Raw genomic sequence first — 25,087 nt, 5'->3', positions numbered from 1 at the left:
CGTGTATCTGGCGTACGACACGAATGGCTGCGACGGCGGCCTGGACTTCTGGGGAATGTTCAGCGACCCTGTCGGCTCCATGATCGGCATGGTTGGCAAGATCGTCATGGCCGGCGCCCTCGCGATGTTCGGGGCGATATCCACCAGCATCGGGACCGACAATGTGGCCGCGTCGGACAAGATCAGCGGCTCCTCACAGTGGGTCGTCATCTATCTGTCGATAGGCTCGCTGCTCTTCGCCGCCGCGAAGATGGCTCTCGACCGACGAGGCGAGGCAGGCACGAAGGCACTGAAGGGCCTGCTCAGGGTCGTCGTGGTCTCCGCGGCCGCGACCACCGTGATCGACGTCTTCGCCGTGCTGATGGACCGCTACGGCAACTACCTGCTGACGGAAAGCATGAACGAGATTCTGGGCGGCATCGGCTGCACCGACGCGGTCCCCGGCATCGTGCTGCTGATCGTGGGTTGCCTCCTCACCATCGCGGCCGTCATCCAGATGGTCCTGCTCTGGATCCGGCTCGGCGTGATGGTGATGCTGATGGGCACGCTGCCCATGGCGGCCGCCGCGTCCATGACGGACTGGGGCACCCAATGGTGGCGCAAGCACATCGGCTGGATGGTCGCCTGGCTGTTGTACAAGCCCGCGGTCGGGATGGTGATGTACACGGGCGCCGTGCTGATGAACGACCGTACCGGCGACCAGATCAACACGCAGATGGCGGGCATGGCCATCCTGCTGCTGTCGGCCATCGCCCTGCCGGCGCTGCTACGGCTGGTGGTCCCCGCGACGGCCGCCCTGGGCGGTGACTCGGTCGGATCCGCCACCATGAGCGTCGCAGGCGGCATCGCCTCCGGAGCCAAGTCGCTCGCCCAGGGCGCCACGGCGATGGGCGGACCTCGCGGGTCTCAGGGCCCCTCGGGCGCGGACGGCGGTGGCGGTCCCTCCGGCAGCAGTGGCAGCAGTGGCAGCGATGGCGGCGGCCACAGGGATCCGCAGGACCATACCCCAGGGAAGGCAGCCGCCCGTGGAGCGGCGAGCACAGGCGGAGGCTCCGCACTCGGTGGCGCCGCAGCCGGTGCACTCGGGGCGGCCACGATCGTCGCGGGCATCGCCAAGGGCGCTGCCAACATCGCCAAGAGCGGGGTGGAGGGCGCCAACCAGAACAACGACCACGGGGGCTCCTAGAGCGTGGACAGGACGCGCTGCTCGCAGATGCTCGCTGATGGCCGTGACGACGATCGCCTCGCAGCGGCTGGTCGGCCTGCCGTCCTGGCGGCCAGATGTCTTCCTACGGTCACGAATCCGATCCGTCCTGCCCGGGAAGGTACGGTGAATGCCGCGTCGGCGCAGGGGACCTCGGCTCTCGCGAGCGATGGCCCCGTCGGGTGTCCTGTCCGCGCGGACCTGCCGCAGCCGGGTCCCGGACCCACTGGCCCCCGGCCTGGAACCCGGACATGGCCCTGGACGGCCTCGAACTGTGGGCAGTCATCGGGTTACTCCGCCGCACCGACGATCGACGGGGGCCTGCGCCGTCGCTCGACAGCCAGGCGCGGTCCTGGTCGCCGGTCCACCGCGAGCGGTTGCGGGACATGGCAGACCGGCTCGGTGGCGGAACCTCCGGATGGCTCTGTGCGCAGGTTGCCCCCTTGCCCGCCTGGCGGTGTGCCGACGGGCTGGCAAGTGCGGACCTCATGTCCTTCGGTAACAGCGGCTCCAGCACCCGCTGCTCGCCCGTCGGATCTCAACGTCACGAATGGCGCCGCCCGGCCCAAAAGGGCCGGGCGGCGCCCCCCAAGGAAAAAGGGCACAGGTAATCCCCCATGTCTACCGACACAGTCGCCGAACCCACCTACGGGAACTGGCGTAGGCCGACGCGACCGGGCCTGGGATCACTGGGGCTCATCGGCACCGTCGCGGTGTTCGGCGGCCTCGTCATCACACTGCTGATCTCGCTGATCTCGCTGACGGCCGCGCTCACCGTGCTCGTCCCGCTGGCTCTGGCGCTGCTGCCGCTGGCCGTGCGCACCCAGGACGGGCGCAACGTCTACCAGCTCGTGGCCCTGCGCGTCGGCTGGTTCCAGCGCAAGTCCAAGGGCTCGACCACCTATGTCTCCGGCCCGTTGTCACAACGGCCGGGCGGCAGGTTCCGTCCGCCGGGACTCCTCAGCCGGGTCGTCGTCAAGGAGGGCAGGGACGCCTACGACCGGCCGTTCGGCGTACTGCACCACCGCAGCCGCAACCTGTACACCATCGTCCTGGGCTGTGAGCCCGACGGCGGCTCGCTGGTCGACCCCGACCAGGTGGACACCTGGGTCGCGTCCTGGGGTCACTGGCTCTCCCGGCTCTCCCACGAACCCGGCCTGCGCGGGGCCAGTGTCATCGTCGAAACCGCCCCGGACACCGGCACCCGGCTGGCCACCGAGGTGCTGCCGCGCATCCGCGACGACGCCCCGGAGGCCGCCAAGGCGGTGATGCGCGAGGTGGTCGAGCGATATCCGACCGCGTCCTCGGAGATGCACACCTACATCTCTCTGACCTACGGCGCCCCGCAAGGCCAGAAACGCAAGATCGAGGACGTCATCACCGACCTGGCCATCCGCCTGCCCGGCCTGCTGTCGGGTCTGGTGAGCGCGGGTGGTGGACCCGCCGTCGCTCTGTCGGCCGAGCGCATCGCCGAAGTCGTCCGGGTGGCCTATGACCCGGCTGTCGCCAGCGACGTCCTCGAGGCCCGCGCCAACTACGGCAGTACGGGCCTCGACTGGGACGACGCCGGGCCCACGGCGACCGTCGAGAAGGTCAACGCCTACGAGCACGACTCCGGAGTGTCACGGACCTGGATGCTCACCCTCGCTCCCCGCGGCACGGTCCGGTCCAGTGTGCTGCGCGGTCTGCTGGAGGCCTCGCCCGGCACGCGCCGCAAGCGGGTGGCGCTGCTGTATCGCCCCATCGACCCGGCGACGTCGGCGCGCATCGTCGAAGCCGACAGGAGGGCGGCGCAGTTCATGGCCACCTCCCGGCGCGGCATGGTTCAGGCACGAGCAGCCACCGAGGTGCGCGCGGCCGAGCAGACCGCCGTGGAGGAGGCGACGGGCGCTGGGCTGGTGGAGTTCTCGCTGATGGTCACGGTGACCGTGGACGCCGGCAGCGAGCTGGCCGACGCGAGCGTGGCGGTGCGCAACCTGCTGGCATCGGCGCGGCTGCTGATGCGCCCGGCCGACCGCATGCAGGCGGCGGCCTTCAGCTGCACGCTGCCGGTCGGGATTCTGCCCTGGGAGCACACGTTGGTGCCGCGTGAAGTGAAGGAGGCGCTGTGATGGCCAAGTCCAAGTCCAGCGTGATTCCGGGCGGTCCTCTGAAGGATGAGGGGACCGCTCCGGAGCCGGTCGGCAACTACACCAAGAGTGCGAAGAAGCCCGCCAGGGAACCGCTGCCTCCCCCGCGCGGCTGGAACGGTCCCGGCGGCGGCCAGACCGGCAACCTCGATCCGCCGACGATGTGGCGGGCCACCACAGTGCAGGCGTGCGGTCTGTGGCCGTTCGCGGCGGGTTCCGGTGCGCCGATGACCGGCGTACCGCTGGGCCAGCACCTGTTCACCGGGGCCACCGTGTGCGGGGATCCGCTGTCGTGGTTCACCCGCGCGCACTACATCTCCAACCCGTCGCTGTTCATGCTCGGCATGCCGGGTCTCGGTAAATCCACCCTGATCAACCGCATGCTCATCGGTCTGGCCGCCACCGGTGTCGTGCCACTGGTGCTGGGCGACCTCAAGCCCGACTACGCCGACACCGTGCGCGCTCTGAACGGCCAGATCATCTCCATCGGGCGCGGGGCGGGCGGCATCAATGTCCTCGACCCCGGCTCCATGGGGACCGCCGCCGCCCGGATCGGCGGTGAGGCCGGGCGGATGCTGGCCGCCGAGGCGCATGGCCGGGTCCTCAACGTGGTCGCCGCGCTCGTCACCATCGTGCGCAACCGTCCCATGGACGACCACGAGCAGTCCGTCCTGTCCGCGGCCCTGCACCATCTGCGCGAGCGCACCCCCGACGGCCGCGCCCCGCTCCTGCCCGACCTGCTGCGGGTCCTCACCGAAGGCCCCGACCGGGTGCGGGCGGTCACCCTGGACCGCGGCGACGACACCCGCTACCGGGACGCCGTCGACCCGCTGCACCGATCCCTGCTGGGCATCCTGGACGGACCGCTCGGCGACACCTTCGCCTCGGAGACATCCACCCGCATCGACCTGAACGCGACCGCGGTGTGCGTGGACATCTCACGGATCGGCGAGGCGGACACCCAGCTCACCGCGGCGGCCATGCTCGCGGCCTGGTCGGACGGTCTGGGCACGGTGGCGGCCTCCCACGCCCTGGCGGACGCCGGACTGGCACCGCGACGCTGGTTCTTCACCGTGCTCGACGAACTGTGGCGCCCGCTGCGCGCGGCGAGCGGCATCGTGGACCGCATCGACGCCCTGACCCGCCTCAACCGCACACTGGGCCTCGGCGACGCCAAGATCACACACACCATCAAAGACGCCGAGGCGCTGGGAACCGACGCCGACCGGGCGAAGGCACGCGGCTTCGTCGAACGTGCCGGAATGGTGGTGTGCGCGGGGCTGCCACGCCAGGAGATGGAAGAGCTCGGCCGGATCGTGGGCATGTCCCAACGGGAGATCGCACTGGTCTCGTCCTGGTCCTCGCCACCGGGCTGGGCAGCGCACGGAGACCGGGAAGAGCCACCCGGCCGGGGTCGCTTCCTGATCAAGGTCGGCGGTCGGCCCGGCATCCCGATCCAGGTCGCCATCACCGACACCGAACGGCTCCTGCACGACACCAACAAGCGCTGGGTACCCAACGAATACACGACAGCCCAGGCGGGCGATCACGCGCGCGGGGCTTCCGGCCCGGGCCCGGACCGAGGATGGATCGCGTGAACGCGGCGTCGGCCAAGGCCCGCGCGCACGGCGGCGATCTGGCACCGTGGTCCATCGTGGCGATCGCGGCCGTGGCCTTCGTGGTGTTCGGAGGCGTATGGCTCGGCGGCACCCTGGGCGCGGTGCTCACCGGCGGAGGCTGGCATCCCCCGCCGTTCGCTCTCGGCACCTTCGCCTCCCTCATGACCGACGGGCCCGGGAAGCTGTGGCCGGCCGCGTCACCGGTCGGCGTGGTCCTCGGAATCGTCGTGTTCTTCGCCGTGATCGTCGCGCTCGCCGTATTCGCGGGACGGCGCCTGATGGGCTACGTCTCCCGCCCCAAAGGCCTGGCCGGGCGGCGCGAACTGGCGTCCATGTGCCCGGACGGCATCGCGGCCCGCGCCCGCGAGTTGCGCCCTTCGCTGAACGGGAGAGAACAGCTCCACCCGGACGAGACGGGCAACCTTCTCGGCGACCTCGACCCGAACGGGCCCGAGCTGCGCTCCTCCTATGAGGACGTGGAGCTCGACCTGATGGCCCCGCGGGCCGGAAAGTCCACCGGCATCGCCGTCCCGCGGGTCCTGCGCGCCCAGGGCGCGGTGCTGCTGACCTCGAACAAGTCGGACGTGTACGCCGTGACTCGCGCCGAGCGGGCGAAGGCCGGCCGGGTGTGGACGTTCGACCCGCAGGGCATCGCCCACGCCCCGCGGGAGATGTGGTGGAACATCCTCGCCGACTGCCACACCATCGAAGGCGCCCGCCGGTTGGCCGGCCACTTCGTGGCGTCCGTCAACGACGACCAGTCCAAGAAGGACTTCTGGATCTCCGCGGCCCAGAACACCCTCACCGCCCTCTTCCTCGCCGCCGCCCGCGGCAAGGCCTCTGTACTCGACCTGCTCGCCTGGCTGGCGGACCCCGCCGACCGCGCGCCGATCGACCTGCTACGGGATGTCAACATGGTCGCCATGGCCGAGCAGCTGCAAGGTACGGTGCGTGGCGCGGTGGAGACCCGGGACGGCATCTACGAGACCGCCCGGCAGTGTGTGGCCTGTCTGCTGGACCCGGAGATCGTGGCCTGGGTGACGCCCGACCCGAACCTGCCGGAGTTCCGGCCGCACCAGCACGTGCTCGGCCAGGACACCCTCTACCTGCTTTCCAAGGACGGCGGTGGCTCGGCGGCAGGCGTGATCGCGGGCCTCGCCGATGCCACGATGCGCGCGGGAGTGGTAGCCGCAGAGCGCATGGGCGGCCGGCTGGATCCGCCGATGACGGCCGTCCTCGACGAGGCCGCAAACGTGTGCCGGATCTCCGACCTGCCCGACCTGTACAGCCACTTCGGGTCGCGCGGCATCAACGTCGTCACCCTGCTGCAGAGTTACCGGCAGGGCAGCCGGGTGTGGGGCGAGGCCGGCATGGACGCTCTGTGGAGCGCGGCCACGATCAAGCTGCTCGGCGCGGGCCTGGACGACGCCGACTTCGTGGAGAAGATCTCCAAACTCGTGGGCCAGCACGACGTACGCACCCCGTCGTACTCCAAGAGCAAGGAAGGCACCTCGCGCTCCTACTCCTACCGCCAGGACCAGGTCCTCCCCCCCGACCGGATCCGTGCCCTCCCCAAGGGCACGGCCCTGCTTCTGGCCACCGGCGTCCGGCCCGCTCTGATCCGGCTGCGCCCCTGGTACAAGGAGCCAGGCGCGGGCCTGATCTCGGCGGCGGCGAAGGCCGAGACGGCGGCCATCACCGAGCGCGCCACCCGCGCCTGGTACGGCTCGTCCCACTCCGGAATCGCGGTGGGGGTCCGCAAGTGGCAACGGGAAGCGGTGACCCTGGACAAGGATCCGACCGGATAGCACAGCCTGGCCCGACGAGTGTCCGAGATCGGCACTATCTCGGACACCCAGGCGCCAAGGCGGGAGAACACGCACCGTGCGCGACACCCTGTACCGCTGGGCCAACGCCCGCTGCGACAGCGGCGGATCACCACATGGATCACCGGCCTCTACACCCAGCCGCCCGACGACACGGCAGTGTGCTTCGTCAGATTGGCTACCGATCGGGTGACGTTGCGTCGGCGACTCGCCCCAGCAAGGACAGCAACTGCCCTGCTGGGCGACCTTGTCAATGCGCTCGGCAACCTCACTCGTCGGAGGGGCGGTTGAAGAAGCTCACTGCCTGGGAACGAAGGTTGTGGACGGTCGTCGACGCCACCACTTCCGGCAGCCCGAGACCTCGAATCCGAAAGCCGGGCAGGCCAGGGCGGCTTCTGTGGCGTAACCGTGACCCCACGCCGAACGCATCAACCGCCAACCGATATCCACCCCCGCGAACGGCATGTCCTCGCTCGTCGAACTCAGCCTGCATGAGTGCCAGCGCGGCATCGCTCTGCTGCCGATCGACCGGATCGCCGCCGACACCCCGTACTACTCGGGAAAACACAAGCGCCACGGCATGAACGTCCAGGTCCTCGCTGATCCCTTTGACCGCCTACTGTGGGCCTCACCGGCGCTGCCCGGCTCCACGCACGACCTGACCGCCGCCCGCGTGCACGGGCTCATCGATGCCTTGGCGGAAGCCGGACTCAAGTGCTGGGCCGACAGGGCGTACCAAGGCGCGGGCCGCCCTGTGCGTGTCCCGTTCCGGGGCCGTCGGCTCAAGCGGTGGAAGCGGCGCCACAACACCGCCCATGCCAAGATCCGCTGCGTCGGCGAGCAGGCCATGGCCACGCTGAAGGGCTGGCGCCTGCTCCGGAAACTCCGCTGCAGCACCAACCGCATCACCGACATCGTGAAGGCCATTCTCGTTCTTCACCACGCGTCAGCGTGAAGTGGGAAACGGCTGCGTGTGAACCGTTGGGTTGTGTGGTGCGTTGGGTGGGCTGGGGAGCGCTGGGCGTGATGTTGTCCGCCGGTGCGGGTCCGGAGCCGGGTGAGGGAGAAGTCTATGGATCAGCAAACGGGTGTCAGCCTGTCCGAGGACAGGATCCGGGCCCTGTACAGGCGGCCGGCAGACGGCTCGCCCCCTCTGGTCCCCCACGGCATGCTGCCAGCACGATTCAGGAAGGGCGCGGAGGGCTGGGAGAACTCAGCCCGGCAGCGGATGCACGATCTCCTCAAACCTAGGTACCTGGCGAGTGCTGCGGAGGTGAAGGTCCTGAGGGAGGCGGGGATTCCCCTGCGGGCACGGCCGAAGGGCGACGGTTTCAACATCAACCCGGCGGTGCCGTGGCAGAGTGAGGAAGCTGCCGCGTCGGCGCGGGTTGCGAGCGCGACCGGCATCGCGAGGCTGTACGGCCTGGCCCCGAACAGCTCACCCCTCGTCCCCCTCGGCATGCTGCCAGCAGCAGCTAGGAAGGGCGCGGAGGAATGGGAGAAGGAGGCCCGGCAGCGGACGCTCCATCTCCTCGAACCTGAGAACCGGGTGAGTGCTGCGGAGGAGAGGATCCTGAAGGAGGCGGGGATTCCCCTGCTGGCACGGCCGAAGGGCGGCGGTTTCTACATCGACCCGGCGGTGCCGCGGCAGAGTGACGAATCTGCCTCGTCGGCGCGGGCTGCGAGCGCGACCGGCATCGCGAGGCTGTACGGCCTGGCCCCGAACAGCTCACCCCTCGTCCCCCTCGGCATGCTGCCAGCACAATCCAGGACGGGCGCGGAGGACTGGGAGAACGAGGCCCGGCAGCGGACGCATCATCTCCTCCAATCTAAGTACCTGGCGAGTGCTGCGGAGGTGAAGGTCCTGAGGAAGGCGGGGATTCCCCTGCTGACACGGCCGAAGGGCGACGGTTTCAACATCGACCCGGCGGTGCCGCGGCAGAGTGACGAATCTGCCTCGTCGGCGCGGGCTGCGAGCGCGACCGGCATCGCGAGGCTGTACGGCCTGGCCCCGAACAGCTCACCCCTCGTCCCCCTCGGCATGCTGCCATCAGCAGCTAGGAAGGGCGCGGAGGAATGGGAGAAGGAGGCCCGGCAGCGGATGCACACTCTCCTCAAACCTAGAAACCTGGCGAGTGCTGCGGAGGTGAAGGTCCTGAGGGAGGCGGGGATTCCCCTGCTGGCACGGCCGAAGGGCGACGGTTTCTACATCGACCCGGCGGTGCCGCGGGTGAGCGGTTTGAAGAAAGAGCGGGGTACGGTTCCGGTTCTGCAGTCCGGGCAGCCGACTGCGGCTGACGCCCTCGCCTCGGCACCACCGGCGACCACGGCAGACACGCTCAGCGGCTGGGGGCCCGCCTGGGACACGCTGACGCTGATGTGGCAGAACACGCAAGACGTGACGTGGCCCGACCTCGCGACAGCGAACCCGCCCATGCCCTCCCAGGACGACCGCCCCACCCCCATCCTCACCGGCGCCGGCCAGTACCTGCCCCCCACCTGGACGACATCCCGACAACCAGCCTCCATCCCACGACCGACCACCCGAACCCCAAGCCCACCCCACCGACCCACCAAACAACAAAAACGCTGACCCCCAGAAGGCACTCACACCGGGCTCTTTCGTTATCCCTGGGTCTATGTAGCGAACGGGTCTGTTCCGTAGTCGGTGGTGACGGTGAGTGCTCGCCTGTGATCATTGAGCGTGCATGATGCGAACGCGCTCGTAGGAACGGTGTTTTCGGGGTTGTCGGCGTTGGTCATCGAGGATGTGGCGGACAACGGCGAGATAGTCCGGGTACGGCTCGGACCCGGGATGTTCCCGTTACCTGTCCGGTGTGCGGGGTGGTGACGGGGAGGGCCGCTACCTGCTCACCCGCCCCGACCGCCTCAAGGACCACCAGCGAGAACATATCGAGGCCGCCCGCGCTGCCTGCCACGAGATGACTGCTCTGGCCGAGCTCATCCACAACTTCGCCGTACTACTGGATCCCACCGACGGCAATGCCGCCCTGCTGAGCACCTGGATCACCTCGGCCCGCGCCGAGGACCTGCCCCACCTGCATGCCTTCACCCGGGAACTCGCGAGGGACCGCGCCGCAGTCGACGCCGCCCTCACCCTGCCGCACCACAACGGCGGCACGGAAGTCGTGAACAACAAAACCAAGCTGATGTCGAGTAGCCGGGGGCATCGCAGCCCCCGGCCCTCCCAGAACCGTACGTAACGATCTCTCGTTATACGGCTCTTGCTGCCCTGGTCACCAGACAACAGGGACGGTGTTTACCCAGGCCCAGTGGGCGAAGAACCGGGGCCGCTGGATGACGGTCCTGTTCCAGGCTTCCTGTGCCTTCTTTCGTCCCCGCAACCGCTTGTACTTCTTACGGATCCAGCGCATCAGGTAGGAATTGATGCGCCCCAGGAGGGGATACAGCGCAGATCTGAAGAACGCGCCATAATAAATCATCCAACCTCGCACGACCGGATTGATAAGCCGGGCGAGATCCGTCTCGGAGACCTCGGTGTGCAGGTGCAGTCGCCAAGACCGTACCCGCCTACTGATCTTTTTCAGGGCGTCGTTGCTGATCGCTGGATTGAAGCCGGTGAACATCTTCCCCATTTTCAGCCGCACTTGACGAGCCCGGAAGGTGAACCCGAGGAACGTGAACGCGGTGTGCTCGTGGGAGCCGCGCCGGTTGCTGTCCTTGCAGTACACGATCCTGGTTTTGTCTGGGTGCAGTTCACTCGACTCCTCCCGGAGAAACTCCGGTTGATCGAACAAACCAGCCACGGACAACCCGGCCCCTTCGCTCCACCCTCATTACAGGGGCTGCACCGCTACTACGAACCGGTCCGCCGGCGCGCCCGGCGACGGTACTCAATCCCTTACGGGGTCACCGCTTGGGATGCTCCCTCTCCCCCACCCGCACGAGCAGGGCGTATCCGCACGCGCCTTCTCCTGTTCCACACGGAAGCCGCAGACCGGGCTCACGTCGTCTACCTGCCGGACACCGCCTGGCCAGTAAGCGGAACTCCCGCCAGACTCCTCCCGGGATCCGCTTGACACCCCGGTTTTGATGCCATTTGTATCTGTTTCGACACGTCAGCAACGATTCACTCGCGTTCGTCTTCCCGATCCCCACCTGACGCCTCACGGACGCCTTTTCCTCATCGCTCACCACGGCGGTCTTCAGCCAACGCAGGATGAGGCGGTTTGAAGCCTCCCTCCGCAGGGCGGCTCCGAAGGGCCAAGATCCTTCATCTTCCGTGCAGCATCGCATCAAGAAATCGGCCTACCCCGGGCTGGATTCGCACTACTCCGTAAACGCGTCCTTCTCACCTGATCGACACCACGCTCCGTCACCCCGTCACGGAAATCTTGACTGAGCCCAGGCCCTGGCCGGCTTCGTCCTCGAAGCAGACCCAGGCACCCAAGTCCGTCGCCCTCTTTTCATGACAGGCCAATGCTCGTCCTTCCAGGCTGCGATCTTCGCCTCGTCCCGCTCGGTGGCCTTACGGAGGGCACCTGCACGCTCCAGCCGATGCGGTGCAGGAGCAGGTCCAGCCCGGCCAGGGTGTACTCCACGCCGAACCGGCGGTGCACGATCTCGGCGATCCGGGCCAGCGTCCAGCACTGGTCGGGCCAGCCATGGGTGGCCGGGCCAGCATCTAACACCGTCTGAAGCAAACGGAGTCGTCCCGCGTCAAGCTTGCAGCGAGCGCCGCCCGGGCCCTTGGAGGCCAGGGCCTGCCGACCGCCCGAAATCAACGCCCGCCGCCAGCGATTCGCCGACATTCGGGTCACATCCTCTTGGCATAGCGCGGCCAACGCCAGCCGTCACGCCCCCACGTAACTCGCATCGTTAAAGATCTCTAGCCGCCGCTGACACTCATCCAGATGCGGCAGCAACACCTGGAACTTTGCAGCCAGGACCGCCTCGATCCCCTCCGGTCTCCCAGTACCAGAACAACGATCCCCGCAGCTGGAGGCCACGACTTGTTTCCCGGCAAGCCCTACGCCAAATGAAAAAGACAAACCAGAATCAAACGCAGTACCAGCACCAGCGCCTGATAGGCGGCCTGCTGGCGCAACCAGCCTCTCCACACCTGGCGTTCGTGATCGGACAACTCCTGCGACAACAGCTTTGGACCAGGCACGTCCCCGGCAAGTACCGCCGGGCCGGGCATGGGATGTTCATGTCCCCGGATGTGCGCGCTGCGCACTCCCGAATGAACCGGTCGGGCCCCTGATCCGTAGTGGCAAACGTGGCACCCGGTCCGGGTGAGAGCGCGATCGAGAAGGAAACTCTGTGGCTCCGAGGAAGCCGAAGGTTGCAGAACTTTCCCCGCATGAACGGATGTTGTGGGAAGAGCAGTTAGGCGACATGTACCTGGACGACCCGCAAACCCCCAAGCGGTTGAACGATTCCGGGCTCCAGGAGGCTTGGCACCGCGGGGTATCGGAGGGTAGCCGGTATTCTCTCCGCTACCCGCAGGTCGTCTGGGGCCCGTGGGTGTTGGATATGGCGGAGAGCAGGGCGAAAGAGTCGAACAGGCTCGGCGGGGACGGCCAGTCCGCGGAAGACCACGGCGATGAGTTGCGGTTGATGTTCATGGCGGGTGTTCGTTTCGGTAATCTCATAGCGATGCACGGGTCTGCGGACGCCGCTCTCCAGAAGAACATTGACCAATACTGGCGTGGCATGACGTGGTCAGAGCATCGGGCACGGTACCCGGCATGGCCGAAGGAGCACCTCCCCAACTCGCGAGAGCGGTTGGAGCTGAGACTCAAGGCCACTGTGAGGCGGTGGTTCGGCCGACACCCCGCCCAGGCCCGCAGTGCCCCGAACGACTCTCGGCCCCAGTCGCCGTCGACGGAGCAGCCTTCGCCGGTCGGGAAACCGGAGCCGCGGTCGGCCGGCGCGGCGCCCATCCCAGCAAGGGACGGGACACAGGCTGTGGTTGAGCCGATTCCCGAGCGCGACGCCCGCCAGATGGCCGCCATGCAGGCCGTCGACATGGCCAAGTCACTCGGGTACCACCCGGCGAAGCTGGCCGCCATGATCCAGGTCGTTCCCGACCGCGCAGAACGCCCTGACAACCTCGCCCGTGCCGAGCGCGGTCCGACCACCGCGTCGCCATCTTCCCTCCTCCCGCCAGGAGTCGGCGCGGATCGGTCCCGGTCCCCCTCAGCCGCACGCCAGACCCCGCCGGCCTCCTCCCGGCGCGTCGGCAGGGGGGCGCTAGCGGTCATGTGTCTGCAACGTACTGTCCGGGAGGCTCAAGCACAGCGGTTGCTCCTGGTCGCCGGTCGTCAGTGCGCGCCGGCGGCGATCCGGTGGGGCTTCTTTCGAGGTTGTCTGCATGAATTCTCATCCTTGGCTGCACTCCTCTCCGGGCGCGACAAGATGTGCGCAGGGGGACGATCTACGTGCCGTCGTTGCCGTCACGCAGGGACCGGACCATGCTCCGCAGGATCCGGAACGCGGCTGACTGCTCGGTCTCGGTCCGGCCAGCCAGCATTCTGACCTCGACGGGCCGGACCGCTGTGCTCGCCTTCTCGAGGCTCCGCCGGCCGCGCGGTGTAAGCCGCGCGGGAAGAACCTTCCCGACGGGTGCCCGTGCGGGCCTGGTCACGTAGCCGTCTTGTTCCAGGGCCTGGAGCAGGACGTTCATTGTCTGCCTGGTCACGAACGCGCCCCGCGCCAGCTCGGAGTTCGACAAGCCCGGCCGCTGGGCCAGCAGTTCGAGGCAGGAGTAGTGCGTGACGCTCATCCCGAGCGGCCGCAGCACCTCCTCCATGGCTTCGCGGAGGGCGCTCGAAGCCTCTTTCAGCAGGTAGCCCAGTGACATCTCAAGGTTGATGTCAGCACCGTCTTGACTCATGTCAGTAATCTGACATAGATTTTTCGTGTCAGAAAACTGACACGGAAGAAGGAAGTATCACCATGCCCGTCACCGGCCCCGACTTCATCTCGCTGCAAGCGCGCGACCTCGCCGCTTCGCAGGCGTTCTACGAGCAGTACCTCGGCCTTGTCCGCTCGCCGGCCGGACCTCCGCACGCCGTCGTCTTCGAGACGAAGCCGATCGCCTTCGCACTCCGCGACGTCATTCCCGGCACCGACCTCGCATCCGTCGCCCAGCCCGGCATCGGTGCCGCGATCTGGCTCCACGCCACCGACGTCCAGGCCATCCACGACGCGCTCGTCGCCGACGGCCACACCATCGTCTCCGCCCCGATCGACGGCCCCTTCGGCCGGACCTTCACCTTCGCCGACCTTGACGGCTACCACATCACCCTCCACGACCGTGTCTGAGGCGCGCACACTGGTATTCGGGGCCACGGGTTCTCTCGGCCGCCACGTTCTGAACGAGCTTGCCGCCCGAGGGGCCGCCCCCGAAACGATCACCGCAGTCGGCCGGAACACATCTCGCCTGGCCGAACTGGCCGGGGCCGGCTTCGGCACGGCTGCCCAGAATCTGTCCGATCCGGCCGGCGTTGCGGATTTGCTCTCCAGCCACTCCGACATCGTCCTGATCTCGGGCAGCGACCCGGATCGTCTCGCGCAGCACATCTCCGTCATCGAGGCCGCGAAGAACGCGGGTGCCCGGCACGTGTACTACACCAGCGGCGTCCGGGCCGACGACGGCCAGGCCGAGATCAACGCGGACCACAAGGCAACCGAAGACTCGCTGATTGCCTCCGGGATCAAGTACACGATCCTCCGCAACACCTGGTACACCGAGAATTACATTCGGGCCATGGCCGGGGCCCGTCACACTGGTGTGCTCGCCGCAGCCGTCGGGAACGCCGTTGTTGCAGCAGCAAGCCGAAAGGACCTCGCGGAGGCGCTGGCGACCGTCGTCACCACCGACGGGCACGACAACGTCACCTACAGCCTCTCGGGTGACACCGATTTCACCTATGCCGACATCGCCGAGGCGATGTCCGTCGTTCTCGAACGAGACGTGACCTACGTACCGGTCTCCCCCGACGAGCTGCGCGTGCAGCTCGCCCGGTCCGGGATGAGCGACGGGCTGGCCGGCTTCCTGGTGGACCTCGACGAGACCATCGCCGCCGGGACGTTTTCCCGTGTCGGCGACGACCTTTCCCGCCTGATCGGCCGGCCGACAACCGGCCTCATCGAGGGACTCGCCGGGGAGCAAGCGTCATGAATGGCACGGTCGCCAGGGCTCACACGGCCGCTGCCGCCCTCTTCACTGAGCGAGTGTGAGCTGCCCGCGCTTTCCGGACAGGAATGCGCGGATTCGCCGGCAACTATCGATATGGTCAATGCCGTCGGCGGGAGCGCGTTGTCCCTGATGTGGGGCGATGGAACCTCGACCGGAACCCGAGCGCGGAGTGAAGACGCCCTTTGTCATACCGCGTAACCCCCTGGAAGATCGCCCGCTCGACCTGGGCAGGGTCCTTCCAGGGGCCCTGCATCTCGATCAGCCCGGCCTTGGAAGTGCCGTTCGGTGTCTCGTACCGAATCGACGGGTATTGCCCGGACCCCTGTCGCTGTCGGCGACCCGTCGGCCGACGATCATCCGTGAGTGCACGTCCAGCACGAACATCACCGATGCCCAGCACGAACACGTGCGAACATACGTCAGGTCAGCCACCGATAGCTGACCGGGTCGTGCCACGGTGAACGTGCGGTCCACCAGGTCCGGCGGACAGGGCGCCGACGGCTCCGGGACTTCGGCGGCGCCGCCGGCCACGGATCACCCCCTCCAGAGCACGCGTGATCCGACGGGCGCCGTAGGTCCCGCCCGATTCAACCTGGATCTCCTCGATCACTGGCATGAGCTGTTCGTCGCGTAGCCGGCGCGCCGGCTACGGCCGCTTCTTGCGGGCGAAATACGTCGACGGCGACAGGTCCGGCACCCGACAGACGGGATCGACCCCCAAGACCATTGTCACGCAGGTGGTCGATCACCTGCTCGGCCTCGTCCGGGGACGGCCGATGTCCTGGGCAAAAAACACCGAGGATCTCGTTCGCCCGCTCCAACTCGGCGTTCTCCTCGCGGAGTCGCTTCCGTTCCTCGCGCTCGGCGGTGGTGAGCCGGTCGTCACGCTCGCCATGGCCGGTCTCGCCCTGGCGGACCCAGCCGCGCAGGGCCTCTTTGCGGCTGCCCAGATCCCTCGCGCCATGCGCGACGGGCCGGCCGGTGGTGCGGACCTCGCAGACCGCTCGGTATCGCAGTACAGCTCAAGAGGCCGGCTCTCGGCTTCCTTGGGTCATACCAGTGGCAGCCTCGCGCCGATCATTTCGGCTTCGCGCGTGACCTCGGCGGCGACGAGCGTGAGCCGCTCGGCTGGCATCCTGCCCTCTGGGCCGGCGACCGCGATCCCGGCCCGAAGATATGTTCCAGATCCGGACCAGGGAATCGGCGATGCGACCGCACGAATGCCAGGGTCCATGAACGGCTCGTTGACGACATAGCCTCGCTCCTTGGCTGCAAGCACTCCTCTGAGCAGGTCATCCCAGGTCGTCGCGGGTGAGGCCGCCGCGTCTTTGCTTGCGCGAGACCAGTACCGCTGGAGTTCCGTCGCCGAGAGGGTGCCCAGGAGCGCCGTGCCCGTCGCGGTCAGATGGGCCAGGCGCGAGGCGCCGATCCGGAGGCCGGCTCGCAATTCCTGACGGGATTCCCGGCCATCGATGAACAGGACGTGTGTGTCCTCAAGTACGACGAGATGCGCGGTCTCGCCGGTGCTGTCGGCGAGCGCGTCGAGCGAAGGCTGCGCTGCGGCGCGTATGTCCAGTTTGGTGAACGCCGCGAGACCGACCTGGATCAGCGCGGGGCCACTGAGGTAGGCCTTGCTGCGTTCGTCCTGGCGGACGAACCCGTGGAGCTGAAGCATCGCCAGGAGCCTGTGCGCGGTCGACTTCGAGACCTCCAGGATCGCCGCGGCCTCCGAGACCGTCAGCGACGACCGGTCCCTGAACTCGTTCAGCAGTGTGAGTGCCCGATCGACGGACTGGACCGGCTGACCGACCTGGTCCCGTAGGTCCTCCGAGCTATTCGTGTCGGTCATCTCGCTCTTCTCGTCTGTCGAAGGTCGCCGGTCCGGCAGGTTCCATCATAAGGAACCCGACGCGCAACTGTCTCTTAACGAGGGACCTTTCCCTTGACGAGCAACCTCGTTCCACATTACGGTGCGAATAAGAAGCTTGTTCCGCATTAGGGAACGGCAGTCACCCGGAGCTTGGCGCGACGCCCGTTGGCGTCTGGCCTGCTCAGGAGGATCGTCGGCGCTGCCAGTCGCCCTTGAGGCGCGGCCGGCCGGCGCTCGAGATCGAACGGAGTGAAATGAGCTATCGAATCGGCGTCGATATCGGCGGCACGTTCACCGACTGCGTGGTCGTCGGCGAGGACGGCGGGCGCAGCGTCGCGAAGGCCCTCACCACGCCGGGGGCCCTGGAGCAGGGCGTGCTCCAAGCCGTCCGCAACAACGCAGAGACACTCGGGGTCTCCCTCGAGTCGCTGCTGAGCTCGACGTCTCAGTTCGTCCACGGCACGACACAGGCCACCAACGCGATGCTGACGCGGGGCGGAGCGCGCACCGGGCTGATCACCAGTCGTGGTCACGAGGATCACCTGATCATTGGCCGGGTCTACTCGAAGATGGCCGGGTTGCATGAGCGTGACCTGGTGCACTCCTCGCGGCTTGAGAAGCCGACGCCGATCATCCCGAAGGAACTCACGGTCGGCCTGAACGAGCGGATCGACCGCGACGGCGATGTCGTCGTCGCCGTGCGGGACGACGAGATCGTGGCGGCGATCGAGCACCTGGTGGCAGCTGGGGTCGAGGCACTGGCGGTGTCGCTGTTATGGTCGTTCGCCAACGACGTCCACGAGCGCCGCGTCCAGCGGCTCGTCGCCGAGCACGCGCCGGACATCTTCACCGCCTACTCCTGCGAGGTCGCGCCAGTTCTCGGCGAGTACGAGCGGACCGCGACGACAGCGGTATGTGCCTACGTCGGACCGAAGGTCGTCAGCTACCTGCGACGCCTCGAAGCCGATCTGCGCACCCTTGGCCTGAGGCAGAGCCTGCTGATCATGCAGGCCAGCGGGGGGCTGACGTCGGTCGAAGACGCGATGACGCGCCCGATCGTGACGCTCGACTCGGGCCCGACCGGCGGGATCCTCGGCAGTCGGTTCATGGGCGAGCTCGACGGCCAGAAGAACATCATCTGCACGGATGTCGGCGGTACCTCGTTCGACGTCGGCCTGATTCTCGACGGTGAGGTCCCTCTCGACCACGAACCGGTCGTCGCGCAGTACACGCTGCGGATGCCGAAGGTGCTCGTCAACACGATCGGCGCGGGCGGCGGCAGCCTCGCATGGCTCGACGAAGGCGGACTGCTGCGTGTCGGGCCGCAGAGCGCGGGATCCCAGCCGGGGCCGGCCTGCTATGGACTCGGCGGCACGCAGCCGACCGTGACCGACGCCGACCTGGTCCTTGGATACCTGGACGGCGACGCGTTCCTCGGCGGCCGCATGCGCCTCGACCGGGACCGCGCCCTCCGCGCACTCGCCGAGCTCGGGGCACCCCTGAAGATGGAGCCCGAGGAGGCGGCGCTTGGCGTGTTCCGCATCATCAACTCACAGATGGCGGACTTGATCCGGAAGTCCACGATCGAGCTCGGGCACGATCCGCGCGAGTGCGTCATCGCTGCGTACGGCGGCGCAGGTCCGACGCATGCCGCGTTCTACGGCGCCGAAGCCGGGGCGCGCGAGATCCTCGTGTTCCAGGACTCGACCGTGTTCTCTGCCGAGGGAATGCTCACATGCGACATCACGCACTCGGCGGAAACCTCCCACCAGGTCTTCCCGCCGTTCGATGAGGCGAGTTTCGCAGGGATGCGCGATCGACTCGGAAAACTTGAGCAGGACATCATCGAGCAGTTCCGCGCCGAAGGCACCGATGCCGGCGACGTGACGGTGTCCCGCCTGCTGGGGATCAGGTTCCGCGGCCAGATCAACACGATCGCGGTACCGGTGACCGAGGCGATGCTGCGGATCGGCGGGGAACAGCTGATGAAGGAGCAGTTCGTCACTCGCTACGCCCAGACATACGGCATCGGCGCGATCCTCACCGGCGGCGACATCGAAATCGAACCGCACCGCGTGATCGGAACTCGCAAGATGAATGCGCTGCCGTTCCCGCTGCATCCGGAAGGCGGCCCCGATGCCACCGCAGCGGTGGTCGGGGAGCGCGACGCGTACTTCGAGGGCAGGGGCTACACCGCGACGACCGTCTACGACGGCTATCGGCTGCGCGCGGGCAACACCGTCGACGGCCCCGCGATCATCCAGCGCATGGGCGACAGCGTCGTCGTCCCGCCTGGGTTCCAGGCCCGCGTCGACACACGCCTCACGCTGAGGATAAGCACCGTCGGCGTCGGCGATGACAACACCCCTCGGCGAACCACCGCCGGCGTCGGTAACGGAGGAGCACGATGACGATCGACGAAGCGATCAGTCTTGACGGGCTCGACCCGGTCACCTTCGAGGTGATCAGGCATCGCATGTGGGCGATCAACGACGATCAGGCGCGGATGGCTGCCCGGCTGTCGGGCTCGCCGATCGTCTTCGAGGGCTACGACTTCAACGCCGCACTGCTCACCGCCGATGGCCGGTCGCTGCTGACCGGCGTCTACATCCTGCAGCACGGGACGACGCTCGACACCTTCGTCCGCCACATCCTGGAGGAGTGGGCGCCCGAGGAGATCAAGCGCGGTGACCTCTTCTTCACCAACGATCCCTGGCACGGGGCACTGCACGCCAACGACGGAATCATGGTCGTCCCGATCTTCGCAGGTGAGCAGCTGGTGGCGTGGTCCGGGATCGTCACGCACGACTCCGATGTCGGAAGCCCGGTGCCGGGCAGTTTCGTCGTCGGTGCCACCGATCGATTCGGCGAGGCGCCTCTGTTCCCGCCGGTGCGCATCGGCCGGGACTTCACGCTCTCCCACGACATCGAGCGCCTGTACCTGCGCAACTCCCGCACGCCCGACCTCAACGCGCTGAGCATGCGCGGCCGGGTGGCGGCGGTACGGATGGCCCATGATCGTCTTGAGGACCTCGTCGATGAGTACGGGATCCAAGCCTTCGTCGCTGCGCAGGAGCACATTCTGGCCTACGTCGAGCGAGTCCTACGGGCTCGCCTGGCTGCCATCCCCGATGGCACGTGGCACGCGGAGGGGTTCCTCGACCACGATGGGCGCACCGACGCGATCTACCCGGTGCGCTGCTCGGTGACAAAGCGCGGAGACGGTGTCGTCTTCGACTTCACCGGCACTGCCCCGCAGGCGACAGGCCCGATCAACTGCGCACGGCCGGCGCTCGAAGGGGCGGTGCTGGGCGTCGTGATGATCTCGATCTGCTGGGACTTGCCATGGGCGATCGGGGCGCTGCGCAACATCGTCGAGATCGTCTCGGAGGAAGGAACCATCAACAACGCGGTCGGCGCCGCCCCGGTCAGCATGGCCTCCGTGATGGGGATGCTGTCGACGATGGACGTCGCCTCGAACGCGTTCGCCCAACTGCTGGCGACCTCGGAAAGCTACCGCGCCGAGGCACAGGCCAACTGGTCCCCCGGGATCAACGGCGGGCTGATGACGTCCATCGGCGCCGACGGACACGCTTCCATGGGCATCGTCGCGGACCCGTTCGGCGGCGGGGGCGGTGCGCGCACATTCGGCGACGGGGTGGACAGCGGCGGGGTTCCTCACTCCATGGCGTCACGGATCGGCAACGTCGAGGTGCTCGAGAGCCGCTCGCCGGTCCTGCAGATCTACCGCCGGGAGTTGCCGGACTCAGGGGGGCCCGGTCGCTTCCGCGGTGGTGTGGGGATCGAGTCGGCAGGCATGCGACACAAGGCCGACGGGATGACCCTCTATCAGACACTCGCATCGGGCGTGGCCGTGCCGGCCGGGCGAGGTCTCGCGGGCGGGTTCCCGGGCAGTGCCGCGGCAAGCTGCGTGCTGCACGGTTCCGACATCGCCGAGCTGCTGGCCGGCGGCAGGATCCCGACGAATGCGGCCGACCTCACCGCGTCGCGGACCGAAGTTCTGCAAGCCAAGCAGATCACGACGCTTGCCGATGGCGACGTGGTGATCGGCGCGCAGGCCGGCGGTGCCGGGTGCGGAGACCCGTTGCTGCGCGATCCCGAGGCCGTCGCGGCGGACGTCCATGACGGGCGAGTCTCGACCGAGGTAGCGCGTACCGTCTATGGCGTCGTCGTCGAGACAGGAACGGTCGCCGCGGAGGCGACCGAGACGCGACGCGCGGAACTTCGCGGGCTCCGGCTGGGACCGGACCGGGCTCCGGTGCCGCTCGTCTCCGCCGAGGAGGCCCGACAGCCGGACGGGTACGTGCATCGCGTCAGCGAGAGCATCGAGGCAGTGCAGATCTCCGGCGTCGCCGGACTGCGCTGCCGCGCTTGTCGGCATCGTCTCTGCGGCGGCGAGGAGGACTACCGTGTCTTCAGCCGGCTGAGCGTCTCCTCCTTCAGCCAAACGGTGCCACCCAGCAGCGGTTGCAGCCCGGATTTCGGGCAGTACGAGTACTGCTGCCCGGCGTGCGGAACACTGCTGACCGTCGAGGTGCGACGGCGCGCTGACACGCCCATTCCGGCTACCGCCCTTCGCCACGACGACGTTTCCTGATTCGGTTCCAGGGCGCTTTCCAGCCCCAGGAACTCCATCCCTGACCACCTCCGAGGCCGGCGCGAGCCGGTCCTGGCCGAGTGTCGCTTCGGGCAGCACCAGGCGGCGACCGCGCCCGCGCGATCGCCGCCTGGTCAACAATCATCGCCACCTGGTCAACAATCATTAGGAGCAGGAAACGACCATGCAGACGCCCCGCTGGTACTCCGAGAGGGCATCCGTCTCGAAGGACAAGGACGTGGCGCCGATAGAGGTGCCGGTCATGTCACTCGAAGAACGCGATCGACGCTGGGCGGCGATCCGCGAGAAGATGCTGCTTCGGGGCATTGATTGCCTGATCGTCGTCGGAACGGACTCGGTGTCGAGCTCCGGGATGGCCAACGTCAGGTACCTCACGCAGCTCGGACCGATCGTCGGCGCGCTGGTGATCTTCCCGCTGACCGGCGATCCGATCGTGTACTCCGGGGCGCCGCAGATGCACCTCCCGTTCGGGCGTTGGCAGCAGGTGGCGGGTCGCTGGGTCGACGACGTCCGGACCGGCGGCGGTGTCGGCAACGCTGTCGATGCCGTGACGCGGCTCGGCCTCGCCGGCAAGAGGCTCGGCATCGTCGGCTACCGGCACCTGCTCAGCCCGCTGAGCGACGTCTCCGCGGCCTTCATGTCCGGGCTGTCCAAGGGGCTGCCCCATGCCGATATCTCGGACGAGACGTCACTGATCGACGAGCTTCGGATGATCAAGAGCGAGGAGGAGCAGGCCTTCCTGCGGCGCGCCGGTGAGATCGCGCGCAAGCGCGTCGCCCGCCTGGTCGAGACCGCACAGCCAGGTGCCACGGAAGCTGAGGTCTGGGCGGCGATGGAGCACGAGGGTCTCGTCAACGGCGCTGAGCCCGGGACGTTCAATCTGTTCGCTTCGGGGCCCGTTGGGAACGCTGAGAATCAGGTCGTGTCGCTGCTCCACGGCGCGATCCCGCCGCACACTCCGACGCAGCGCGTCCTCGGTGAGGGAGATCTGATCATCTCCGAGTTCCACACGTCCTTCGGGGGCTACCTGGCCCATACCGAGTTCTCGGTGTTCATCGGGGAAGCGCCGTCGGAGCTGCGCGATCTGCATCACACCGCGGTCGAGCTGGCTCGGATGGCCGAGAGCGTGCTCATTCCGGACGCGACGGTCCGCAGCGCCTCCACGGCGCTCCACGAGTTCACCGAGTCCGAGGGGCTGGACTTCGTGGAGCTTGGCTTTCACGGCCACGGCCTGTCATCGCCGGAGTTCCCCGCGGCCGTCTTCCGGGACGCGGATCAGGCCGGCATCGGACTCCAGGACATGGGTGAGGTGCGGCTTCGCGAGAACATGGTGTTCGGCCAGAACATCGACATCCACAACCCGGCGTGGCGAAAGGACGTCGGCGTGATGTTCGGCGGCACGGTGGTGGTCAAGAGCGGCGGGGCGGAACGCCTGTGCGATGTGCCGCGTGACGTCTTCGAGGTACCAGTTCGGCACTGATGCACGGAGAGGACAGCCGACCGCCTGACTACGCGCGTTCGGTCTCTGAACCGCCTTAGACCGAATTCGTCGAAGCGGTGACCGGTCAGCCACTGGTGATGGGCAGCGGTCCAGGCCCTGCCGTCGGTGTGGACGATGCCGCGGCGCAGCAGCGGTCTGGCCACGCGGTGGCGGGCGCGCATCAGATCGGCGCGGACATCGTCGCGGGCCCGGGTGAGGTCCCTGGCAGCCTCCTGTTCCAGATCAGGCACCCGCACTGCGGGCAGCTCGTCCAGTCGCAGCGGTTTCGCGAGCCGCTGGGCATCACGCTTGTCGGTCTTGACCCGGTCTCCGGCCGCTCCGTTTTCGACGGCGCTGCCACCACGCAGCGGATACCCGCCTGCTGCAGGGCGCATGCCAGGACGAAGCCGGTCGGTCCGGCCCGGCACCCGGATACGCACCTTCACGTCCGCCTTGCCGATGTCGATCCCGGCGCAGCGTTCATAGACCACGTCCACGGCCGGCTCCTTCCACTCGCCACCCGATCCGGACGTCCGGCGGGGACCCGAACGGCGAAAGGCGTTGGCCGATGGTCACCCTGTGACCTGGGCGGTGGACCTCAACGCGGGCGGGGCGGCACTGTGGATCGCACTGCTGGGCGCCCACAACCAGAGGCTGCTCTGCATCCCTGGCCGCACCGTGCACCACGCCTCCGCCGCCTACCGGGGCAGTAGGATGACGGACGCGAAGGACGCGTTCGTCATCGCCGACACTGCCCGCATGCGCCGTGCCCTGCAGCCCCGCCAGGAAGTCGGCGAGATCGCGGTCGACCTGCGGATCCTGACCGCGCGCCGCATCGACCTGTCGGCCGACCGCACACGTGCAATCAACCGGCTCCGCGCCCGGCTGCTGGAATACTTCCCTGCCCAGGAGCGTGCCCTCGACCCCAGCACCTCCAAGAGCGCGCTGATCCTGCTGACCGGCTACCAGACACCGGCCGCCCTGAGAAGGATCGGCCAGTCCCGGCTTGCGACCTGGTTGAAGAACCACGGCGTGCGTACCACCACCTCCGCCAAGAGCACGGCGGAGGCAGCGGTCACCGCCGCGGAGGCCCGGTTCACCGTCGTTCCCGGGGAGAAGACTGCAGCCAAGATGGTCCACACACCGGCCGGGGAGGTGCTGGCCCTCGACCAGGAGATCGCCGACCTCGAAGCCCTGATCGAGGACCGGTTTCGCGAGCACCCCGACGCCACGGTGATCGCCGGCATGCCCGGCATCGGCATGCTGCTCGGCGCCGAGTTCATCGCCGCCACCGGCGGGGACATGTCCGCCTTCGGCAGCCCCGACCGCCTCGCGGGCGTCGCCGGCCTGGCACCCGCCCCACGCGACTCGGGCAAGGTCAGCGGAAACCTCCGCAGGCCCCGGCGCTACAGCCGACGCCTGCCGCGAATGTTCTATCTCTCCGCTCAGGTTGCCACCGTGTGCTGCCCCGAATCGAAGCGGTACTACCAGCGCAAACGCACCGAAGGGAAGTCCCACAAGCGGGCTGTTCTGGCTCTCGCCCGGCGCCGCCTCAACGTCCTATGGGCTCTGATACGCGACCACCGGCCCTTCGAAACCACCGTGGCCCAGGCCGATGCCGCAGAGAGACAGATCAGTCACAACATGTCACCGCCGTGACTTGACACCACCAGTGGGAATCGGTGGTTACTTTGAAGAAGCTCAGTGAACCGAATCGTCGACACTTGCGTTACTCCCTGACGACGGCAGCCACGGAAAGGGGTTCACGATGAGTGACGGAGAACGAAATTCGCTTGATAGTCTAATCGGTCTTTACTCAGGAGGAGATCCGCAGGCTTCTGCGTCCGGGGCCGGTGAGGGACAGGAGGCGGGACTCTCGCACTATCCGCTGGCCGGCGCTTTGAGCGATATACCTCAGGATGCATTCACGAATCCCCGGAAAGCGCCCCAACCTCCTGCCGATCAATCGCAAGCGACGGCCTCCACAAACCCTAACCAGCCTTCTGCGCCCGGGACCGGTAGGGGACAGGAAGCGGGACTCTCGCACTATCCGCTGGCCGGCGCTTTGAGCGATATACCTCAGGATGCATTCACGAATCCCCGGAAAGCGCCCCAACCTCCTGCCGATC

Annotated in this window: 18 protein-coding genes and 2 pseudogenes; 13 read left to right on the top strand and 7 right to left on the bottom strand. The window is 67.8% G+C overall.

Features of this window, described 5'->3' with window-relative positions; all coding sequences use genetic code 11:
* The first annotated feature begins 1 nt into the window (after position 1).
* From AB0D85_RS23710 to AB0D85_RS23695, 4 genes are all read left to right on the top strand, one after another.
* Positions 2-1,186 carry a hypothetical protein gene (locus AB0D85_RS23710; protein ID WP_362323383.1) on the top strand — a complete coding sequence of 395 codons (1,185 nt, stop codon included), beginning with the start codon at positions 2-4 and terminating at the stop codon, positions 1,184-1,186.
* Positions 1,187-1,821: 635 nt separating this feature from the next.
* Complete coding sequence (locus AB0D85_RS23705; protein WP_362323380.1) at positions 1,822-3,315, top strand: SCO6880 family protein; 1,494 nt, start codon at positions 1,822-1,824, stop codon at positions 3,313-3,315.
* Positions 3,315-4,931, top strand: coding sequence for an ATP/GTP-binding protein (locus tag AB0D85_RS23700; RefSeq protein ID WP_362323377.1), 1,617 nt, complete (start codon positions 3,315-3,317; stop codon positions 4,929-4,931). Before AB0D85_RS23705 ends, AB0D85_RS23700 begins: the two co-directional genes overlap by 1 nt.
* Positions 4,919-6,760, top strand: a complete 1,842-nt coding sequence (locus AB0D85_RS23695) for a TraM recognition domain-containing protein (protein ID WP_362323374.1) — start codon at positions 4,919-4,921, stop codon at positions 6,758-6,760. Before AB0D85_RS23700 ends, AB0D85_RS23695 begins: the two co-directional genes overlap by 13 nt.
* 315 nt (positions 6,761-7,075) lie before the next feature.
* Here the strand turns inward: AB0D85_RS23695 and AB0D85_RS23690 are convergent, their stop codons facing one another.
* Positions 7,076-7,207 (bottom strand): hypothetical protein, encoded by a 132-nt coding sequence (locus AB0D85_RS23690; RefSeq protein ID WP_362324106.1) that lies wholly within the window; start codon positions 7,205-7,207, stop codon positions 7,076-7,078.
* Between the two features lie 85 nt (positions 7,208-7,292).
* On the opposite strand from AB0D85_RS23690, the pseudogene AB0D85_RS23685 reads away from it, so the two are divergent.
* From AB0D85_RS23685 to AB0D85_RS23675, 3 genes and pseudogenes are all read left to right on the top strand, one after another.
* Positions 7,293-7,733 (top strand): annotated as a pseudogene (locus AB0D85_RS23685) (transposase family protein); the annotation flags it as partial.
* 117 nt (positions 7,734-7,850) lie between these two features.
* Positions 7,851-9,371, top strand: a complete 1,521-nt coding sequence (locus tag AB0D85_RS23680) for a hypothetical protein (RefSeq protein ID WP_362323371.1) — start codon at positions 7,851-7,853, stop codon at positions 9,369-9,371.
* Between the two features lie 244 nt (positions 9,372-9,615).
* A complete protein-coding gene (locus AB0D85_RS23675; protein WP_362323368.1) occupies positions 9,616-10,002 on the top strand; it encodes a transposase in 387 nt (128 codons plus the stop codon).
* Positions 10,003-10,035: 33 nt separating this feature from the next.
* Here the strand turns inward: AB0D85_RS23675 and AB0D85_RS23670 are convergent, their stop codons facing one another.
* The 4 genes from AB0D85_RS23670 to AB0D85_RS23655 all read right to left on the bottom strand — a co-directional run bounded on the left by AB0D85_RS23670 (position 10,036) and on the right by AB0D85_RS23655 (position 13,661).
* Entirely contained in the window at positions 10,036-10,566 is a 531-nt protein-coding gene (locus AB0D85_RS23670; RefSeq protein ID WP_362323365.1) for a group II intron maturase-specific domain-containing protein, read from the bottom strand.
* A gap of 660 nt (positions 10,567-11,226) precedes the next feature.
* Complete coding sequence (locus AB0D85_RS23665) at positions 11,227-11,571, bottom strand: winged helix-turn-helix domain-containing protein (RefSeq protein ID WP_362323362.1); 345 nt, start codon at positions 11,569-11,571, stop codon at positions 11,227-11,229.
* A 218-nt stretch (positions 11,572-11,789) separates the two neighbouring features.
* Entirely contained in the window at positions 11,790-11,963 is a 174-nt protein-coding gene (locus tag AB0D85_RS23660; RefSeq protein ID WP_362323359.1) for a hypothetical protein, read from the bottom strand.
* 1,239 nt (positions 11,964-13,202) lie between these two features.
* A complete protein-coding gene (locus tag AB0D85_RS23655) occupies positions 13,203-13,661 on the bottom strand; it encodes a MarR family transcriptional regulator (protein WP_362323356.1) in 459 nt (152 codons plus the stop codon).
* A gap of 62 nt (positions 13,662-13,723) precedes the next feature.
* Between AB0D85_RS23655 and AB0D85_RS23650 the strand changes: the two genes are divergently transcribed.
* Together AB0D85_RS23650 and AB0D85_RS23645 are read left to right on the top strand one after the other, a co-directional pair.
* Positions 13,724-14,092 (top strand): VOC family protein, encoded by a 369-nt coding sequence (locus AB0D85_RS23650; RefSeq protein ID WP_362323353.1) that lies wholly within the window; start codon positions 13,724-13,726, stop codon positions 14,090-14,092.
* Positions 14,085-14,951 (top strand): NAD(P)H-binding protein, encoded by an 867-nt coding sequence (locus AB0D85_RS23645; protein ID WP_362323350.1) that lies wholly within the window; start codon positions 14,085-14,087, stop codon positions 14,949-14,951. Before AB0D85_RS23650 ends, AB0D85_RS23645 begins: the two co-directional genes overlap by 8 nt.
* 605 nt (positions 14,952-15,556) lie before the next feature.
* Here AB0D85_RS23645 and AB0D85_RS23640 read toward each other — a convergent pair.
* Positions 15,557-15,985, bottom strand: a complete 429-nt coding sequence (locus tag AB0D85_RS23640) for a transposase (RefSeq protein WP_362324103.1) — start codon at positions 15,983-15,985, stop codon at positions 15,557-15,559.
* Positions 15,986-16,020: 35 nt separating this feature from the next.
* A complete protein-coding gene (locus AB0D85_RS23635) occupies positions 16,021-16,818 on the bottom strand; it encodes an IclR family transcriptional regulator (protein ID WP_362323347.1) in 798 nt (265 codons plus the stop codon).
* Between the two features lie 275 nt (positions 16,819-17,093).
* Here AB0D85_RS23635 and AB0D85_RS23630 point away from each other — a divergent pair, with 275 nt between their 5' ends.
* The 4 genes and pseudogenes from AB0D85_RS23630 to AB0D85_RS23615 form a co-directional block, all read left to right on the top strand.
* Positions 17,094-19,250, top strand: a complete 2,157-nt coding sequence (locus tag AB0D85_RS23630) for a hydantoinase/oxoprolinase family protein (RefSeq protein ID WP_362323344.1) — start codon at positions 17,094-17,096, stop codon at positions 19,248-19,250.
* Positions 19,247-21,457, top strand: a complete 2,211-nt coding sequence (locus AB0D85_RS23625; protein ID WP_362323341.1) for a hydantoinase B/oxoprolinase family protein — start codon at positions 19,247-19,249, stop codon at positions 21,455-21,457. Before AB0D85_RS23630 ends, AB0D85_RS23625 begins: the two co-directional genes overlap by 4 nt.
* Positions 21,458-21,641: 184 nt before the next feature.
* The gene (locus AB0D85_RS23620; RefSeq protein WP_362323338.1) at positions 21,642-22,958 is read left to right on the top strand and encodes a Xaa-Pro peptidase family protein; all 1,317 of its coding nucleotides are present in this window, start codon (positions 21,642-21,644) and stop codon (positions 22,956-22,958) included.
* Positions 22,959-23,519: 561 nt separating this feature from the next.
* A pseudogene (locus AB0D85_RS23615) lies at positions 23,520-24,617 on the top strand (IS110 family transposase); the annotation flags it as partial.
* Positions 24,618-25,087: the final 470 nt, after the last annotated feature.

Origin of the sequence: Streptomyces sp. NPDC048277, from assembly GCF_040652235.1 — a bacterium.
Classification (GTDB): Bacteria; Actinomycetota; Actinomycetes; order Streptomycetales; family Streptomycetaceae; genus Streptomyces.
The sequence above is the reverse complement of the archived record's forward strand: the minus strand, read 5'-3'. Positions and strand labels throughout refer to the sequence as shown.

Excerpts from the sequence above, each read along its gene's own strand:
- AB0D85_RS23630 (WP_362323344.1), top strand. The coding sequence starts at position 17,094 with ATGAGCTATCGAATCGGCGTCGATATCGGCGGCACGTTCACCGACTGC.
- AB0D85_RS23650 (WP_362323353.1), top strand. The coding sequence starts at position 13,724 with ATGCCCGTCACCGGCCCCGACTTCATCTCGCTGCAAGCGCGCGACCTC.
- AB0D85_RS23695 (WP_362323374.1), top strand. The coding sequence starts at position 4,919 with ATGGATCGCGTGAACGCGGCGTCGGCCAAGGCCCGCGCGCACGGCGGC.
- AB0D85_RS23660 (WP_362323359.1), bottom strand. The coding sequence starts at position 11,963 with ATGCCCGGCCCGGCGGTACTTGCCGGGGACGTGCCTGGTCCAAAGCTG.
- AB0D85_RS23700 (WP_362323377.1), top strand. The coding sequence starts at position 3,315 with ATGGCCAAGTCCAAGTCCAGCGTGATTCCGGGCGGTCCTCTGAAGGAT.
- AB0D85_RS23625 (WP_362323341.1), top strand. The coding sequence starts at position 19,247 with ATGACGATCGACGAAGCGATCAGTCTTGACGGGCTCGACCCGGTCACC.
- AB0D85_RS23680 (WP_362323371.1), top strand. The coding sequence starts at position 7,851 with ATGGATCAGCAAACGGGTGTCAGCCTGTCCGAGGACAGGATCCGGGCC.
- AB0D85_RS23620 (WP_362323338.1), top strand. The coding sequence starts at position 21,642 with ATGCAGACGCCCCGCTGGTACTCCGAGAGGGCATCCGTCTCGAAGGAC.
- AB0D85_RS23635 (WP_362323347.1), bottom strand. The coding sequence starts at position 16,818 with ATGACCGACACGAATAGCTCGGAGGACCTACGGGACCAGGTCGGTCAG.
- AB0D85_RS23665 (WP_362323362.1), bottom strand. The coding sequence starts at position 11,571 with ATGTCGGCGAATCGCTGGCGGCGGGCGTTGATTTCGGGCGGTCGGCAG.
- AB0D85_RS23655 (WP_362323356.1), bottom strand. The coding sequence starts at position 13,661 with ATGAGTCAAGACGGTGCTGACATCAACCTTGAGATGTCACTGGGCTAC.
- AB0D85_RS23705 (WP_362323380.1), top strand. The coding sequence starts at position 1,822 with ATGTCTACCGACACAGTCGCCGAACCCACCTACGGGAACTGGCGTAGG.
- AB0D85_RS23690 (WP_362324106.1), bottom strand. The coding sequence starts at position 7,207 with ATGCGTTCGGCGTGGGGTCACGGTTACGCCACAGAAGCCGCCCTGGCC.